Below are 18262 nucleotides of genomic sequence, written 5' to 3'. Positions count from 1 at the left end.
TATTTCACTCATAAAATTTATTGAATAGTTAAGTTAAGTCTATCCTACCTATAGAATAAAAAATCTTGCTCTCAATTAATTGATCAGTTAATTGATTTAGCATTTAATTACACGTTATTCACTTCAATCTTAAATGGAGAAAGTGGATAGTCCAGTTCATTATAAAGTCCAATATTTTGAGGATAGTTTTCATATCCATAAGAGATTTGCCTAAGATCATTTATTTTGAGAGGGATAGATATATAATTTTTATTCAAATCTGATTCTTGAACCTCATAAGAGCGGCTTTGCTGACCACCAATCAACTTGATAGTCGCTTTTCCAGAAAGCTTGCAACTTTCACAGCGAGTGATATGTAGAAGTATTCTTTTATCTTGTTGGATGACTTTATCCACATAAGGACTACCTAGATAATTTCTCCCACTGACTATGCTGCCTAATCTACGTCCCATTTTCTTTTTGTGAGTAGGATGAATATTATGCTCTTCTCCACCATCAACGAATGAAACTAAATCAGCGTTGGTTAGTTGACGACTTGTATCTAATTGAACTTGGCGAATAAGCGCTGCCGAATCCTGTGGATAATCTGCATATCCAGGCAGCTGAATCACTTTAATGGGTAAAGATGGATCTTTTAAAGTCTTACGCCACGTAAAAATTAGCATGGGTAACAATTTATGGTAATACTGTGCGCGATCGGTATCATTTTCACCTTGATACCAAATCAGCATATTAAAGCTTCCATATTTAATCTGATCCATCATAGTCTGATGAAGTCCAGCTGGCCGAGTAAATAATTCCGGTCTCATGGGAGGCGGCCACGGAGTGTGGCCAACGATATTTTTAGCATCACTGAGTGTTGTGTCGGGATGCAATCTTAGGTACTCATTAAGATCGTGATTATGTTTTTCAACTCTGAGGTTATATTCTTTAGTTTCTTGGTCAAAATCTTTTTTTGTTTTACCTGCAATTGCTTTTTGGTATGGCTTGATGAATGCTTCATTTAGTTCCGGATCAGATGATAAATCTCTTTTATCAATCCAAACACTAGCACTCGTGCCACCTTTAAAACAGTCTACGATAGCTAGTGGCTCATGTGGATTGATCTCAGATAATTTTTGTAGCATATAATAACCTACTGCAGACATATCACCAGCATTTTTGGAATTAACATGATGCCAGGTTTCTTCTTTTAGATCTTTGGGTAAAATCTTGCCAGTTTTTGAATCAAGAAAATCAATTTGAGGAACATTATAATAATATAGATTTTGATATTTACAATTATCTAGATCCTTTTTAACCTGGCTAAAGTCAGCTTCATCTTTTAAACGATACTCAATATTTGACTGTCCACTAAGTAAATAAACTTTTCCTAAGTGAAGATTCTTAATAACTTGGCTGTGCTTGTTAGACATAACTTTAATCTCAGCTTCACCATTAAAGTTACTTATCGCACCAACATGTAGGTGCCAGTTGCCTAAATCATCACTTAAAACATTAGTAGTTTTACCATTAAAACTAATCTTCACCAAACTTTCAGATGCAACTTTACCTCCTAAATAAAATTCTTTATTCCTGGGTAAAACCATCCCATCTTGAAAATAATCAGCTAATATATTTTGATTTAACTTCATTATTGTCCATCTTCTTTTAACGCTTGATCCATCTCTTGTTCTTGGATCCTTTCAGCATTTAACTTATTATCAATTTTCACAAATGGAATATAAAGTAGTGTCGTCACAACTAAAGCAATCGCTTGCACAATCACACCACGAATATTTCCTGTATACAACAATCCTGAAAGAAGAGTTGGGACAGTCCATGGAACGTTGTTTACAATTGGAGCAATAAACCCAATCTTCGTAAAGAACAAACCAATATAGAAGGCAATCGGTTGAGCTAATACAAATGGAATAAAGTAAATTGGATTCAAAACAATTGGCAATCCAAAAGTAATAGGTTCTGAGATATTGAAAACAGCTGGAAGTAAAGCAACTTTTGTAATTTTACGAACTCCTACTCTCTTTGATGCAATCATAATTGCCAGAACTGGTGACAATGAGAAAGTACCAGCAGCAATAGTGGAGAAGTTCATGAACAAAGTTGAATAAATGTGGTGAGCTTGTCCCAGCATATTTTGGGTATCGTTAATTGTCCAAGTCAAACCAAAGATTGGTCCCCAAATTGAAGTTGGGTGAATACCGAACCATTGTAATAAACTCCAAGTAAACTGAGAAACAAACGCAAATGCTCCAGTCTTAGCAATTGCCATAGCTGGTGCTTGCAAGACTGATAAGAATAAGACCGGCATCGTTTTACCAGTACATGCAGTTGAAATACCAGTTAAAATAATAAATATACCCAAAGTAAATGTACCAGGAATTAATGAGGCAAAACTTTGTGCAACTGCTGGTGGCACAGAATCTGGCAACTTAATCGTAAAATGTTTATTCAAGAAAAAGTTATATAGCCAAACAGCAAATCCTGAAATAAGAACAGCTGCAAATACCCCTTGTGTACCAAAGTATTGTGTATCAACATAATTTAAGATATCAACAGTTTTCTTAGTACCAGCAATAGCATACTTAAAGTTCCAAGGTAAGCAGATAAAAAATGCACCGATAGCAAATAATACATCTGTCATGTGCTCTTCTTTATCAGCAAAATAGTGCTTTGAAACTTCATAAGCAAAGACAATCGCAATTAATAATGAAAAGATATTCAAAGAACCATTTGAAACTAAGGCAATCAGGTTTGCAATCGTCTTTAAAACATGGCAAAAGCCAGATGCTTCCCACGCACCCCATGACCCAGAAATAAGACGGCCAATCTGAAGACCTTGTTTACCAAAAATAAGTCCATTCACTGGATCAACAATAACGTTTTGAATCATGATTGCAAAACCAGCAATCATAGTTGTTGCTGCAACTAATACGAACGTATCACGCAGCGTCAGTAGTAATCTATTTCCCGCAATTTTACCTGCGGTCTTAATAAATGTATTTTTAAACTTCTGCCATCCAGAAGTCTTAGTAAAATCTTTCATAATTTTCCCTCCAAGGCTTTAGTAACCGCTTACAATTAAATGTTATAACAAATTATAATTTTGTCAATATTTGATATAACAAAAAATGCCAAAACTTTTAGTTTTGACATTTTTATTTATAAAACAATTACTTGTTTGAGAGGACTTTGGGTAATTCGATAGTAGGTTTCATTCCATTCAAATGGTTTACCCCCAGATAAATATGAATGTTGAACACATTTTAAGACAGGCTCATCTTTAGGAACTAAACCTGCTGGAATTTCATTTTCGGCCTGCAGTTCATCATCAGCTTTAGTTAAGGTGATTTCACGAACAGCTTTTTGAGGTTTGTCATTTACTCTTTTAGCAATAATTGGGTAAATAGAATTTTCCATCATACTCATATTTAGACCTTGAATTACTTTAGCAGGAATAAATAATCTTTGAAAAGCAATCAACTTTTTTGCTTTATCTAAAGCGATTCTCTTAATCGTATAAACCACATCATATGGCGCTAAATCTAGGCCTTCTTGAATTAATTTTGGTACTTGCCCCACTTCAAAATCAACTAGCTTCAAATGATATTTTTTTAAATTTAAAGGTTCTAAGCTCCCTTGAATTGTAGATTGTGTCAGTGAATGACTTTTTACAAAAGTACCGGCCCCCTGGATTCTATAAATTAGACCTTCGTTTTCTAATTCTTGAAGAGCTGTTCGTACGGTAATTCTGCTCACATTATATGAATTTGCCAAATCATATTCTTTTGGTAATTGGTCATTAGGTTTATATTCGCCAGAAGTAATTAATTCTTTTAATCGTTGGGCAATTAATAAATATTTGGGTGTCTCTTTCATCTACTCATCTTCGTTCTAAATTTGTCATATCAAATTTATTCTATCATGAAATAGCATCAGTTACACCAATTAAAAATTCTCTATCCCTTTTTATTTCACCTTCTCATTAACTGCGATCACACTGTCATCAACTTTTTTCAAAGAACTGGCAATTGCGTAGCGATAAAAGCCGTATGAGATAATTGCAATTACTAAAAAGTCCCACGGATATTGTATCCAGTTAATTCCGCCAAAGCCTTCACTACCCACATAAGACATGCATGACATAAATACAAGATACAAAATTAACCAAGCAGCATGTTTAAACTCTTGTTTAAATGATTTTTGCTTAAGTTTAATCTCGTAATAAAGATAAATTGGAATTCCTAAAGCAATCACAAAAATCACTTGAATAGTAGTCGGCCACATTGTCCAATAAATAGCTAAACTCGTTAAAATAAATGTCACAGGAGCTAACCACTTCATGTAGCTTGGATGATATGGGCGATTTAAATTGGGAGCTATTTTTCTTAAAGACATCACTGTGACAGGACCTGTTAAATACGCAATTAATGTTGCCGCAGTAATAACAGTAGCTAACAAGTTCCAATTTCTAAACACACTAACTAAAATCATCGCCAAGATTAAATCGGCGACCATCGCAAAACGAGGAACCAAATATCTTCTATTAAGTCTTCCCAGCCACGCTGGTAAATGCTTGTTATGCGTCATAGCAGCTAGTGCTCGAGAAGCCGTTGCAGCAAAAGCAACCCCTGTTCCAAATGGAGAAACAAAAGCATCCATATAAAGCAAAACAACTAGCCAATTAATTCCAAGTAAGATTGCAATATCCGCAAATGGGGAACTAAAGTTAACGCCATGCCAGCTTCTAGCTACCATTTTGGGATCAACCGCACCAATAAATGCCACTTGCAGCATGATATAAATCGCAGCTGTCACTAACATCGAAATTAAGACGCCTCGAATGATATTCTTACGCGGATTTTCTAATTCTCCACCAATATTAATAACTGTTTGAAAGGCATCATAAGACATGATGATCCCAGCACCACTTGCTGCTTCAAAAATTGCCCGACTACCATATGGCATGAAGCTGTGTAAGTCATGACCAAAATTGCTAGTATGAAAGCCAGAAATCATTAACATCACAATCGTCAATGTTGGCAGTAAAACTTTGAAGATCGAAATCAAATTTGTAAAGTGCGTCATAAGTTTGACTGACCAAAAGTTAATCAAAGTAAAAATTAACATGAATAAAAAGACTACTAATAAGCCACTAGTCGTAATCGTGCCTTGATTCATAAAATGCTTTGTCCAGTTAGCCCACTGCCATGGCCAAGATAACATATATTGAACCGCAGCTACTGCTTCCATTGGCACTAAAGTAACTAAAGAGATCCAATTGGCCCAAGCTGCAATAAAGCCTAAGAGTGGCCCATGACTATATTGAGCATATTTACTCATTCCACCAGTTTCTGGAAAGCTAGTCCCTAATTCTACATAAGTTAGCGCAATTGCAATGATAATCACAGCACCAATTATCCAAGAAATAATTGCAGCAGGACCAGCAATTCGAGCGGCAGAACCAGAACCAAAGAGCCAGCCAGAACCAATTAATGAATTAAGTGCCAGCATAACTGCAGAAAATAAACTAATTTTATGTATATTATTTTTCTTCACACGTACGTTCCTCATCCTAAATAGTTAGAAATATTCTATCTAAAAAAGGTAGTGTCTACAATAGACGCTGCCTTTTTTAATCTTCAAAAAAATCATATAAATCTGCTACGTGCAGTTTTTGTTTTTGATCTTGTCTAATATCAGCTTTGACTTGACCATCTTTTAAAACTAATAAGCGATTTCCATATTTTAAAGCATCTTCCATATGGTGAGTAATCATCAACGCAGTTAGTTTATCTTGCTTAATCTTTTGATCAGTTACAGTTAATAAATTTTGGCTAGTATGGGGATCTAAAGCAGCCGTATGTTCATCTAACAGCAAAATATCTGGCTTGGTAATTGTTGCCATCAAAAAACTCAATGCTTGTCTTTGTCCACCTGAAAGGCCACCTACAAATGTATTCATTCGGTTTTCTAAACCATTGTTCATAGTCTTTGCCATTTCAATGAAATCGGGCATTTTTTGTTTTAACTTTCTCAATAAAAGCGGACGTCTCATCCCTCTTTTAGTTGCTAATAACATATTCTCAGCCACCGTCATTCTCGGAGCCGTTCCTAACTTTGGATCTTGAAAAACCCGGCTAATGAACTTCGTTCGCTTTTCTTCTGGCAATTTAGTTATATCTTCACCATTATGCATAACTTGCCCGCTAGTAACACGCAAGTTTCCTGCAATTGTGTTGAATAAAGTGGACTTCCCCGCACCATTTGTACCAATGATAGTAATGAAGTCTCCAGTATTAATTTTTAAATTAATACCTTTTAGTATTGGCACTACTTGACCATCTGCAGTTTTAACGGTGGTCTTAACATCTTTAAGTTCTAAAATAGGCTCAGTCATGCTTTTTCACTCCCTTCATAATTGGCTGTTTAATGTTAATTATTTTTTCAAGTTGTGGCAGCATCATACAAATTGCCAAGACAATTGAGGAAATTAAGTTCAAATCATTAGCAGAAAATCCTAACTGTAAAACAGCTAATAAGATCAAACGATAAATAATACTTCCTAAGCTGACTGCCATAAGACGCTGATTTAATGTTAATTCGCCAAAAGCTACTTCTCCAATGATAATTGAGGCCAAAGCAATAACAATCGTCCCAATTCCCATATTAATATCCGCATAACCATTATTTTGCGCAATTAAAGCACCGCATAAAGCTACAATTCCATTAGAAAGCATCAAGCCAACAATTACCATTGAATCAGTATGAATCCCCAGCGATTTTGCCATAACAGGATTATCTCCTGTCGCTATAAAGGCTTGACCATAATCAGTCTTCAGGAAAAAGATAAGCAGTAAAGTAATAATTATTACCACAATCAATCCTAAAATGACGCTGTCAAAATATTGGGGCAGGCTGTGTAAAAATTGATTAGTAAACAAGGTCTTTTTACCTAATAAAGATATATTAGAGCCTCCCATAATACGTAGGTTGACCGAATAAATAGCCGTCATCGTCAAAATTCCTGCTAATAAAATTGGAATCTTACCTTTAGTGTATAAAAGCCCGGTAATTAACCCGGCTAACATTCCCGCCAGAAGTGCCATTAAAGTAGACAAATATGGGTTCATTTGCTTTGAAATACAAGCTACTGCTACTGCAGCGCCTAAAGGAAAAGTTCCTTCAACAGTCATATCCGCAAAATTTAAAATTCTAAAAGTTAAATATAATCCTAATCCAAGCAAAGCCCATAACAGACCCTGTCCAATTGCTGAAACTACTAAGTTCATCGATATACCACCCCTTGTTTTTCACATTGCTTGAGAAAGCTTTCAGGAACCTTGATTTTCAAACGTTTTGCCTGCTTAAGGTTAATCACAGGCTGTCCTTTTTGGATACGTTTGATTGGTAATGAAGAAACTTTTTTACCATGTAAGATATCCACAGTCATATCTGCTGTTAATTTTCCTAATTCATATTGGTTAACACTGTAAGTAGCTAATCCGCCTTGCTTAACCATGTTTGCAGCCGCTGGAAAAATGGGTTTACCTGCTGCATTACCATTTTTTACTAAAGTTTGCATTGCTCCTGCAATCGTATTATCAGTTGGCACAATTACTGCATCTATCTGTCTAAACATTTGCTCAGAGACTTGATTTAAGTCGTTACTATTGGCAATTGAGAAGGCTTTTAACTTTATATGCATTTTTCGACATTCTGCCTCAATTTCATGAAAGCCTGATACTGCTGAAGCATCACTTGAGGTATAAATAACTCCCAGTGTTTGTAAATTAGGCATAAATTCTTTAATCAGCTGAAGCTGCTGTTTAATTGGAGCTGCATCTGAAACGCCAGTAATATTTGCTTCGGGATGAGCCATATTTTTGACTAAACCACTTGTTTGAGGATTAGTTACTGCACCTAAAACAATCGGAATATTAGTTGTGGCATTAGCCAAAGCTTGAGCGGCCGGTGTCGTAATTCCTACTAAAACATTTGGACGCTGATCAACTAAGCGTGTTGACATGGTTTGCAAGTTACTTTGATCATTATTGGCATTTTGATAATCAATTTTGATATTCTTGCCATCTCGATAACCTTTTTGCTTTAATCCATCCAAAAACCCTTGATAAATCTCGTCCAAAGAAGGATGATGCATCAAAGTCAAGACACCAACTTCTGGTATTTGAGTTTGCTTTGTTTTATTTTGATCTTCTTTAAAAAAAGCAACCGTTAAAAAAAGCACTAAAATTGCAATTAAGCCATACATTCGCTTCATAGCTCTTCCTCCAAACAAAAAATAGGAACCTGCATCCAGGCTCCTACTTAAAAAATCTAAAGAAAAAGCCTGCATGTTACTTCCATGCAGGCTACACCAAATACACAACCGGCACAGATACAATCTGGAAATCTCAGGTTGCATCTATACTCCACAACCCGATCTACCGGCTTTGCCAACTATTATTAATAAAGAAAGCTTGTGTATTCATGATTAAAACTCCTAAAAAATAATTAACATAAGTATAAATAGACTTTTTTTATCTGTCAAACTTTTTTGGCAAAAAGAATATTTTTTACTTACAATATAGATATAGAGAATAAGAAAGGACCACATAAATTTTATGAAACAAACCGAATGTACCACAATTTTAGTCGGCAAAAAAGCAACGATTGATGGCTCAACTATGATTGCTCGTAGTGAAGATGGCGGACGCACAATTATCCCCGAACGCTTTGATGTTGTGATGCCAGATGATCAACCAAAGCACTATGAAAGTGTCATCAGTCATCAAAAAATTGACGATAGCGATCTTTTACCTAACCCTCTTCGCTACACTAGCGCACCCGATGCATCAGGTAAAAATGGCATTTGGGCTGCAGCTGGTATCAATTCTGACAACGTAGCAATGACTGCTACTGAAACAATCACCACCAACTCTCGTATCCAAGGAGTCGACCCATTATTAGAAAATGGCGGTTTAGGTGAAGAAGACTTTGTTACTTTAACTCTTCCTTACATCCATAATGCTCGTGAAGGCGTCATGCGTGTGGGATACTTATTAGAAAAATATGGCACCTACGAAATGAATGGTATGGCATTTTCTGATAAAGATGAAATCTGGTACTTAGAAACTATTGGTGGTCATCATTGGGCTGGCCGCCGTATTCCAGATGACGCTTATGTAATTGCTCCTAACCGTTTAAACATTGATGAATTCAAGTTTGACGATCCTGATTTCATTGCTAGTCAAGATTTACAAAACTTAATTGAAAAATATCACCTAAATCCTGATTTAGAAGGTTATAACTTGCGTCATATTTTTGGTTCATCCACTATCAAAGATGCTCACTATAACAATCCTCGTGCTTGGTATATCCACAACTTCTTTAATCCTGATTTTGGTGGCGAGCCTAGTGATCAAGATCAACCATTTATTTGCCATGCCAATCGCAAAATTAGTATTGAAGATATTAAGTGGGCTGAAAGTTCTCACTACCAAGATACACCATTTGATGCTTACGGCGATCAAGGAACTGCTGAACAAAAGAAAACTTTCCGTCCAATTGGAATTAACCGTAACTTTGAAACTCATATCTTGCAAATTAGAAATGACGTTCCAGAAAAAATCGCTGGTGTTCAATGGTTAGCCTTTGGACCAAATACTTTTAACAGTATGGTGCCATTTTATACTAACATCACAACTACTCCAGCAAGTTTTCAAACGGGACCTAAGTTTGATTTAAACAAGATTTTCTGGCTTAACAAGTTGACTGCTCAACTTGGTGATACTAACTTTCGTGTGTACGGCGAATTAGAAGCCGATTTTGAACAAAAGAGTCTGGCTCAATGCCACCAAGTTCAACATGAAACTGATCAAGAAGCTACAAACTATTCCGGCGATGAACTTCAAGATAAACTTGATGCTGCTAACCAAAAGATGGCTGATATTGTTTACAACAATACTGTTGAATTGCTTGGCAACATGGTTAACGAAGGTCATGGCTTAATGACTTTGAAATATGATTTATTAGATTAATTTATCTATTATTTCTTTAAATATCGAATCAAGGCTATCTAGTAATTTACTAGGTAGCCTTTTTGACAAGCATATATTTTTACAAAATTATATAGTATTAAATATAATTATATCCATATCAAAGAATAAGAAAGGAGTGATATATCCTTTATGGATAATCACAGGTCACGGCTGCATTATAGTGAACACTACGCTGCAGCTTTTCAAAATTTAAATTCAAATAGCAGTGGGCTCAGTCAAGAAGTAGCTCAAAAGCGTTTAGCAAAACAGGGATTAAACGAGCTAACCCAAAAACCTCCCAAGTCATTTTTCACCTTGCTCAAAGAACAAATTTGGGATCCGATGATTTTTATTTTACTAACAGCTAGTTTATTAGCTGGAGTCTTACATGAATGGGTTGAGGCTATCGTAATTTTGACAATTATTGTTTTAAATGCCTTAATCGGTATTATTCAAGAAAAAAAGGCCACGAGTTCTTTAGCTGCCTTAAATTCGATAGCTGCCCCTACTGCATGCGTTATTCGAAAAACTCAACAACTTATTCCAGCAAAAGAATTAGTTGTTGGAGATATTGTAGAATTGAGCGCTGGAGACAAGGTTCCGGCCGATCTTAGATTGATTGAAACAGCTAACTTTAAAGTTGAACAATCAGCTTTAACTGGAGAATCAATCTCAGTTTCTAAGAAAGCTGACGCGATATTGACAATTGACTGCCCTATTGCTGATCAAATAAATATGGCCTTCGCTGGTTCAATTGTAACTTGCGGACATGGTAAAGGAATTGTAGTAGCTACTGGAATGAATACCGAAATTGGTCAAATTGCTGGTTTAATTGCGAAACAAGATAATGTTGAAACTCCATTAAAGAAAAAATTAAACGATATCGGCAAAAAGCTGACTATCATTGGTCTCATTATCTGTGTAGCTATCTTAGCAATCGGAATTGTATACAATCGTCCTATTGTGCCACAATTTTTAGTGGCAATTTCTTTAGCAATTTCCATCATACCAGAAGGATTACCTGCAACTGCAAGTATTGTCATGGCGCTATCTGTCAAGCGAATGGCAAAAAATCAAGCATTAATCAAAAAACTTCCAGCCGTTGAAACTTTAGGCAATGCCACTGTTATCTGTAGTGATAAAACTGGAACCTTAACACGTAACCAGATGACTGTGACTCATTTTGCTTTAGGTCATGACTTTTCTAACCACCAAATCAGAAAAATCAATGATTTTCCCGTAAATTATGTAAGTAAACAACTAACCTTGGCTGCATGTTTATGTAATGATGCTAACTTTGACAAAAGTAATCCTACTAAAACTATTGGTGATCCAACTGAAGGAGCATTACTACATTTAGTTGATCATTTTAAATTTAATCTTACAGATCTTAGAAAATCTTATCCACGACTTAGTGAAAAGCCGTTTGATTCAGATCGCAAATTAATGACAACGGTTCATCATATTGATGATCAAAATATCGCCTATACAAAAGGTGCTATTGATGAACTACTTTCACGTTGCGACAAAATCTTAATTGACAATACAGGTGAAACTGAATTAACAAACGCTAAGAAGGAGCAAATCTTGGCTCTTAACCAAATCATGGCAAATGATGCTTTAAGAGTTCTCGGATTTGCCAAAAAGATTGTACCTTCAGATTGTCCTAAAGACTCACAACTAGAAGAGAAACTAACATTTATTGGGATGGTAGGGCTTATTGACCCGCCACGCTCTGATGCAGCACAAGCTGTACAAACTTGTCAAAATGCCGGTATCAAAACCATTATGATTACAGGTGACCACAAATTAACGGCAGTTGCAATCGCAAAACAATTAAATATTTATACAGACGGTGATTTCGCAATATCTGGTAAGGAATTAAACCAAATGTCAGATAAGCAATTGGATGAAAGTGTCAAAAAAGCTACCGTTTTTGCACGAGTTTCTCCTAGTGATAAATTGCGTATCATTGAAAGTTTAAAACGGAATAATGAAATTGTAGCAATGACAGGAGATGGGGTTAATGACTCTCCTGCTCTAAAAGCTGCCCACATCGGTATTGCCATGGGTCAAAACGGGACGGATGTTGCTATCGAAGCTTCGGACATGGTTTTACTAGACGACAGCTTTTCAACAATTGTTAGTGCCATTAAAGAAGGCAGACGGGTTTATCGGAATATTCAAAAGATCATTCACTTTTTATTAGTCGGCAATATTGCAGAAATTTCAACACTGGCCTTAGCTACTATTTTCAACTGGGATGCGCCGCTACTGGCAGTTCATATACTTTGGGTTAACTTAGCTACTGCAACTGTACCAGCTTTAGCTTTAGGGGTAGATCCAGCTGCAAACGATATAATGCAGCAAAAGCCCGCAAAAATGGGTACTCTATTTGAAAAAGGTCTTGTTAAGCAAATTCTTTTTCAGGGATTCGGAGTTGCTATTTTAACCTTAGCCGCTTTTATAATAGGCAACTGGCAAAATTATGCTACTGGGCAAACAATGGCGTTTAGCGTACTTGCCTCATGTCAAATATTACGTAGCTTTAGCTTACATTCCAACGTTGAAACGATTACTAAAAAGAGTTTTCTACGCAATCCGTGGCTGCTTATCTCATTTTTTATTTCTACCCTCTTTATGGGAGTAATTTTGTTTACACCACAATTGCAAGAAATTTTTCACCTTGTGGATCTCAATTTTGTTCAATGGCTAGCTATAATATTCTGTGCTGGCATTTCGATGTTACATATTGAATTCAGTAAAGCAAGAAGAAAAATGCAGTTCCAAGATAGAATAATTGAATCTTAAAAAATAATCCTACACCTCAGGTCAAAATAAATCTGAGGTGTTTTTTATTTTACTTAAAAACCTTGTCTATTGGCTCTACGAGCAATTTACTTGACTCATCTTATTTGTAAATTTTAACAAATAAGTTTATAACGAGCTTATATAGGTACAGATATATAGAAAGATAGAATTATGGAAAATAACACATTAGACAAAACTGGTGCTAATCTTTTGATTAAAGCTCTCCAGACCAATGGGATCAATAATTTATATGGAATCGTTGGAATTCCGATTACTGACTTGGCTCGTTTAGCTGAATTACGTGGGATGAAATATTATGGTTTTCGGCGTGAAGATTCTGCAGTTAATGCTGCGGCGGCGGCTGGTTTTTTGACAAAAAAACCTGGAGTTGCCTTGACCGTTTCTGCGCCTGGATTTTTAAATGGATTAACAGCTTTAGCACAAGCAAACAAAAACTGTTTTCCGCTTATTATGATCTCTGGTTCATCTGAACGCCACATTATTGATTTGGTACAAGGTGACTACGAAGGTATGGATCAATACAATATTGCTAAGCCTTTTTGTAAAAAAGCCTACCGTGTGGATCGTCCTCAAGATATTGGGCTAGCCGTTGCTCGTGCAATCAGAACTGCGGTGTCAGGCAGACCGGGTGGTGTATATTTAGATTTACCTGCAGATACTATTTCTGCTATTGATCAAGAACTAGATCAAAAAGACCTCGGAATATACAAACTAGTCGACCCAGCTCCTAGTCAAGCTCCTAGTGATCAAGCAATTGATCGTGCCGTAAGTATTATTAAAAAGTCCAAACGACCTTTATTAATCATTGGTAAAGGAGCCGCATACGATCGCTGTGAAAGTCAGCTTCGAGACTTAGTTTCTAAAACTGATATTCCATTTCTTCCGATGTCAATGGCCAAAGGCGTGATTGCCGATAATGACAAACATTCAGCTGCTGCAGCTCGCTCATTATCGCTTAACAATGCCGACGTAGTCATTTTAGTAGGTGCTAGATTAAATTGGATGCTCTCTTATGGCAATGCCCCACAATTTAATCCTGATGCCAAATTTATCCAATTAGATATTGATGCTAGTCAATTTGATTCATCACAAAAAATTGATGCCCCACTGCAGGGTGATTTGACTTCTATCTTGAAAAAATTGATCCCAGCTCTTACAAAGATTAAATATAAGACTGATTCAACTTGGCTAAACGCAATTGCAGCAGACACTGCTAAAAACGATGCTAAATTTGCTAAAAGAATTGCAGCTGGTCAAACTAATCCTAAATTTGGTTATTATGGTGCTATTGAACCAATTAACGAATATTTCCAAAAACATCCCGATACTTATCTGGTAAGTGAAGGTGCCAATACCTTAGATATTGGGCGCGATATGATCGGAATGCAGCTAGCTCGTCACCGCCTTGATACCGGAACATGGGGGGTTATGGGTGTTGGACTTGGTTATGCAATTGCAAGTGCTATTGAAACGGGAAAAAACGTCGTAGCGCTTGAAGGCGACAGTGCTTTTGGATTCGATGGAATGGAAATTGAAACAATTTGTCGCTACAAATTACCGATCACAGTTGTAGTTATCAATAATGGTGGTATTTATAACGGAATTGGCAATGTGGTGCCTGATCAATTAGGTCCAACTACTCTTGATCCAACCGGACGTTATGATTTATTAGCAAAGGCATTTGGCGGTGACAATTATTTTGTCACAAATTATCAAGAAATGAAGGACACATTTTTTAAAGCGGTTGAGTCGGATCGTCCAAATATTATCGATGTTCAAATCGATCCATCAATGGGAAAAGAATCCGGCCATATTGGCAATCTCAATCCTGTATTAAACTTAAAACCACTAGAAGATAAAGTAAAAAAGAACGAGGAATAAAAATGAGTGAAAATGAAAAAAACGAGCAAAACAAATATGCTCCACTAAAAGGAATCAAGGTTATTGATTGGACTCAAGTACAGTCTGGTCCTTCTTGTACACAACTTTTAGCATGGCTAGGTGCTGAAGTTATTAAAATTGAACGTACTAACACTGGTGATCCTACTAGAAACGAATTACTTGATATTAAAGATTCCTGGAGTCTTTACTTCCTACAACTCAATGCCAATAAAAAGTCCTTAACTGTTGATATTAAAACTCCAGAAGGTAAAAAGATTATGTACGACTTAATTAAGAAAGCCGATGTATTCGTAGAAAACATTGCCCCTGGTTCTGCTGATAGAAATGGTTTTGGCTGGGATAAATTACATGAGATGAATCCTCGATTAATCTATGCTTCATTAAAAGGCTTTAATCAAGGTTCACGTTTTGAAAATGTTAAAGCATTTGAGCCAGTTGCTCAATCTGCTGGCGGTGCAGCTTCAGCTACCGGCTGGAATAAGGGCCAAGACAACGTTCCTACCCAATCCGCCGCTGCTTTAGGTGATTCAAACTCCGGTATGCACCTAGCAATTGGTATTTTAGCAGCGCTGCTTCAGCGTGAACATACTGGCGAAGGAACTTTTGTTTATCAATCAATGCAAGATGCTGTCTTAAATCTTTGCCGAATTAAATTGCGTGATCAAATCATGCTCGACAATCTCGGTGCTCTACCTCATTATGCAGTTTATCCAAATTATAAATGGGGCAAAGCAATTCCACGTGCAGAAAACACTGAAGGTGGACAAGTTATCGGTTGGACCTACAAGGCTAAAGGTTGGGAAACTGATCCTAATGCTTATGTTTACATTGTTGTTCAAAACGAAAACAAGAAATGGGATAAGCTTTGTGAAGCAATGGGCCATCCTGAATGGGAGACTGATCCAAGATTTATCGATTGGCAACATAGGCAGCTTCATAAAGAAGAACTCTATCCTTTAATTGAGTCTTATACTAAGCAATACGATAAATATACTTTAACTAACGAATTAGGAAAAGCCGGCGTGCCAGTAGGTCCTGTTCTTGATTGGTACGAACTTGAAAATGATCCTGATTTAAATAAAGATGGTGCAATTGTCACCATCGATCAAGGCGGCAATCGTGGTAATTTTAAGACGATTGGTTTACCATTTACTCTTTCCAATTATCAGCCAACTTATGATCGCGCTCCTGACTTAGGTGAAAATAATAAAGAAATTTTATCTAAGTTAGGCTATGATCCCGACCAAATAGAAGAGTTAGTTGAAAAAGGCGTCATTTCTAAAGCACAAACTCCCCATAATCCCCGAACCCAAGTTATTAAAGGTAAATAACACTTATCACTAAGAAAAAAACTTTGACTACTATATCAAGTAATCAAAGTTTTTTAAATTCGAGCTCTTTATCTTGGCATAAAATAAAAATATGTCTATAATAATACGGCGTATAGTCAATATATAAGGGGTGAATTTCTGATCATGAAAGGTGTAAATTACACTAAAAAACATCACATGTACTTAATGAATGACAAAAATGGTGACGTTATTGAAGTAAAGATGGATAAAAAGAACCAGTCATTTAAAAAGCTCCGGCTTTATCGTCAAGATGGCTTAGGCAACTATTATTTGGATCCACATGCGGAGTTGAAGGATCGGAATAGTTTAGCCACCAAAGAAAATATTGTAGAAGCAGGTAAAAAGGTTAGCCAACATGTTGCTAGTGCTCATCATTGGCATCACAAGGTAAGACCAATTTTCAATAGTAATCACAAGATTATTGATTTTGAGCCAAGATTGAATTTGAAGCATCATACTCAAATTCAAAATGCTAAAAGATACTTACGCCATCTTGAAAATCATCATGCTGATTTTCTTTTCCGTAAGAATAACCGCGGTACATTAATGGTACCATGGTACTACCTTAAAGACGTTATTTATGAAGACCGCAATAAAGAAATGGTCTTAGCTCATAAAGTACATAAGTTAACTAAATAAGTAAAACTCCCAGTTTAAAATGAAACTTGGGAGTTTTTTACTAATGAAAGATTAAATATTATGATTGAAATCAAAAAAATAAACGCAGCCAACCAAAAAGATATTAACTTGCCAAACGAACCATTCAAAATCTGGGGTAAGTTAATTCCAAGCTTAAAAAATGGACTATGGGACTATGAGATTAAAAAATTTTCAACTATAAGTTCACAACCCTTTCCTGATGAAGATTATCAATACAATCCTGAGTTAATTTACTTTGGTGCTTATGATAAGGAAAAATGTGTTGGTATTGCAATTTTAAGTAGAGGAATGTTTAAGTATCTTTATCTAGATGATTTAAAAGTTAACCAAAATTATCGCGGCCACCACATTGCCAGTAAGTTAATTGAAGCATGCATAAATGAAGCACACACATTAAAAATGCAAGGCGTTTATACAATCGCACAAGATAATAATTTGTCAGCTTGCCTATTTTATTTAAAGAATCACTTTGAAATTGGTGGCTTTAATAATCGAGATTACCGCGCAACTGCTCAAGAAAATAAAGCCGATATTTACTTTTATCGAGATTGCGAATGATAAAGACTCCCTTTTTAGGGAGTTTTTTATTTAGCCCACTTATCTAAGATTAATTGGCCAATCTCTTGCCAATGTGATTCAAGAACAAAGTGTCCACCATCAAGCAGATGAACTTCCGCATTTGGATCATCTTTTTCAAAAGCTTGAGCACCAGGATAAATAAAACTTGGATCATTTTTGCCCCAAGCCGCAATCAGCTCCGGTTGGTATTGATGCAAATATTCTTGATACTTAGGATAATTTGCGACATTGCTTTGATAATCAAAGATTAAATCAGATTGATTTTCCGCATAATCAGGCTTGTGCGTGTAAAAAATATCTAAAGTATAACCATCTGGACCGACAGCCCCTGGCTTTTCACCACCTAGATATTGACCCTTAATTGTTTCTGGTGCAAAAGCGGACTTGTATTGTTCACGCAATTCCTTGGTTTGGTGAGCCCAATATTCTTTGCGTCCTTCCCACTTTTTGCCCAAACCTTCTTGATAGACATTCCCATTTTGACTGACAATACCTAAGATTCTCTCAGGATGACGCACCGCAAGATTGAAGCCAATTGGTGCACCATAGTCAAAGACGTACATGTAGAACTTATCAATTCTCAATTCAGTTAAAAAATCATCTACATAGTCAGTTAAATTTTCAAACGTATACTTAAAATCTGTATGGCTTGGTGAAGCTGATTGACCAAAACCAATATAGTCTGGCGCGATTACATGAAAGTTATTTTCTAACATTGGCATTAAGTTTCTAAATAATGCACTTGAAGTTGGAAAGCCATGTAAAAGTAAAAATGCGGGCAAATCTTCATTACCGCTTTCGCGGTAAAACATCTTTAACCCATGGACATCAATTGTATTAAATTTCATGATTTTAACCTTTCTTACTCTTATTCCATGATTAGCTAAGATAAATTGT

General features: G+C 36.1%; 14 protein-coding genes. 6 read left to right on the top strand and 8 right to left on the bottom strand.

The window, feature by feature from the left end; genetic code table 11:
- Window positions 1–107: 107 nt before the first annotated feature.
- From Q0Y70_RS02290 to trpX, 7 genes are all read right to left on the bottom strand, one after another.
- Window positions 108–1634, bottom strand: a complete 1527-nt coding sequence (locus Q0Y70_RS02290; RefSeq protein ID WP_297816042.1) for a sialate O-acetylesterase — start codon at window positions 1632–1634, stop codon at window positions 108–110.
- A complete protein-coding gene (locus Q0Y70_RS02285; RefSeq protein WP_297816039.1) occupies window positions 1634–3046 on the bottom strand; it encodes a PTS sugar transporter subunit IIC in 1413 nt (470 codons plus the stop codon). Before Q0Y70_RS02285 ends, Q0Y70_RS02290 begins: the two co-directional genes overlap by 1 nt.
- Before the next feature lie 116 nt (window positions 3047–3162).
- Complete coding sequence (locus Q0Y70_RS02280) at window positions 3163–3879, bottom strand: GntR family transcriptional regulator (RefSeq protein ID WP_297816036.1); 717 nt, start codon at window positions 3877–3879, stop codon at window positions 3163–3165.
- A gap of 90 nt (window positions 3880–3969) precedes the next feature.
- Window positions 3970–5559 carry an APC family permease gene (locus tag Q0Y70_RS02275; protein WP_297816031.1) on the bottom strand — a complete coding sequence of 530 codons (1590 nt, stop codon included), beginning with the start codon at window positions 5557–5559 and terminating at the stop codon, window positions 3970–3972.
- 76 nt (window positions 5560–5635) lie between these two features.
- The gene (locus Q0Y70_RS02270; protein ID WP_297816028.1) at window positions 5636–6400 is read right to left on the bottom strand and encodes an ABC transporter ATP-binding protein; all 765 of its coding nucleotides are present in this window, start codon (window positions 6398–6400) and stop codon (window positions 5636–5638) included.
- Window positions 6393–7292: an ABC transporter permease gene (locus tag Q0Y70_RS02265; RefSeq protein WP_297816025.1), complete on the bottom strand. Its 900-nt coding sequence runs from the start codon at window positions 7290–7292 to the stop codon at window positions 6393–6395. The genes Q0Y70_RS02270 and Q0Y70_RS02265 overlap by 8 nt, the downstream gene beginning before the upstream one ends.
- Window positions 7289–8281, bottom strand: coding sequence for a tryptophan ABC transporter substrate-binding protein (trpX, locus tag Q0Y70_RS02260; protein ID WP_297816022.1), 993 nt, complete (start codon window positions 8279–8281; stop codon window positions 7289–7291). Before trpX ends, Q0Y70_RS02265 begins: the two co-directional genes overlap by 4 nt.
- Before the next feature lie 343 nt (window positions 8282–8624).
- Between trpX and Q0Y70_RS02255 the strand changes: the two genes are divergently transcribed.
- The 6 genes from Q0Y70_RS02255 to Q0Y70_RS02230 all read left to right on the top strand — a co-directional run bounded on the left by Q0Y70_RS02255 (window position 8625) and on the right by Q0Y70_RS02230 (window position 17344).
- Window positions 8625–10040 carry a C69 family dipeptidase gene (locus tag Q0Y70_RS02255; protein ID WP_297816019.1) on the top strand — a complete coding sequence of 472 codons (1416 nt, stop codon included), beginning with the start codon at window positions 8625–8627 and terminating at the stop codon, window positions 10038–10040.
- Window positions 10041–10190: 150 nt separating this feature from the next.
- Window positions 10191–12851, top strand: coding sequence for a cation-translocating P-type ATPase (locus tag Q0Y70_RS02250; RefSeq protein ID WP_297816016.1), 2661 nt, complete (start codon window positions 10191–10193; stop codon window positions 12849–12851).
- 171 nt (window positions 12852–13022) lie between these two features.
- The gene (gene oxc, locus Q0Y70_RS02245; RefSeq protein ID WP_297816013.1) at window positions 13023–14753 is read left to right on the top strand and encodes an oxalyl-CoA decarboxylase; all 1731 of its coding nucleotides are present in this window, start codon (window positions 13023–13025) and stop codon (window positions 14751–14753) included.
- A gap of 2 nt (window positions 14754–14755) precedes the next feature.
- On the top strand, window positions 14756–16105 hold the full coding sequence (gene frc, locus Q0Y70_RS02240) for a formyl-CoA transferase (protein ID WP_297816010.1): 1350 nt from the start codon (window positions 14756–14758) through the stop codon (window positions 16103–16105).
- Window positions 16106–16249: 144 nt separating this feature from the next.
- Entirely contained in the window at window positions 16250–16765 is a 516-nt protein-coding gene (locus tag Q0Y70_RS02235) for a hypothetical protein (protein ID WP_297816008.1), read from the top strand.
- Window positions 16766–16822: 57 nt separating this feature from the next.
- Window positions 16823–17344, top strand: coding sequence for a GNAT family N-acetyltransferase (locus Q0Y70_RS02230; RefSeq protein WP_297816091.1), 522 nt, complete (start codon window positions 16823–16825; stop codon window positions 17342–17344).
- A gap of 26 nt (window positions 17345–17370) precedes the next feature.
- Here Q0Y70_RS02230 and Q0Y70_RS02225 read toward each other — a convergent pair whose 3' ends face one another.
- Window positions 17371–18213 (bottom strand): alpha/beta fold hydrolase, encoded by an 843-nt coding sequence (locus Q0Y70_RS02225; RefSeq protein ID WP_297816005.1) that lies wholly within the window; start codon window positions 18211–18213, stop codon window positions 17371–17373.
- Window positions 18214–18262: the final 49 nt, after the last annotated feature.

It is taken from the genome of uncultured Lactobacillus sp. (assembly GCF_947367085.1).
GTDB lineage: Bacteria > Bacillota > Bacilli > Lactobacillales > Lactobacillaceae > Lactobacillus.
This window is presented reverse-complemented; position numbering and strand designations above follow the sequence as displayed.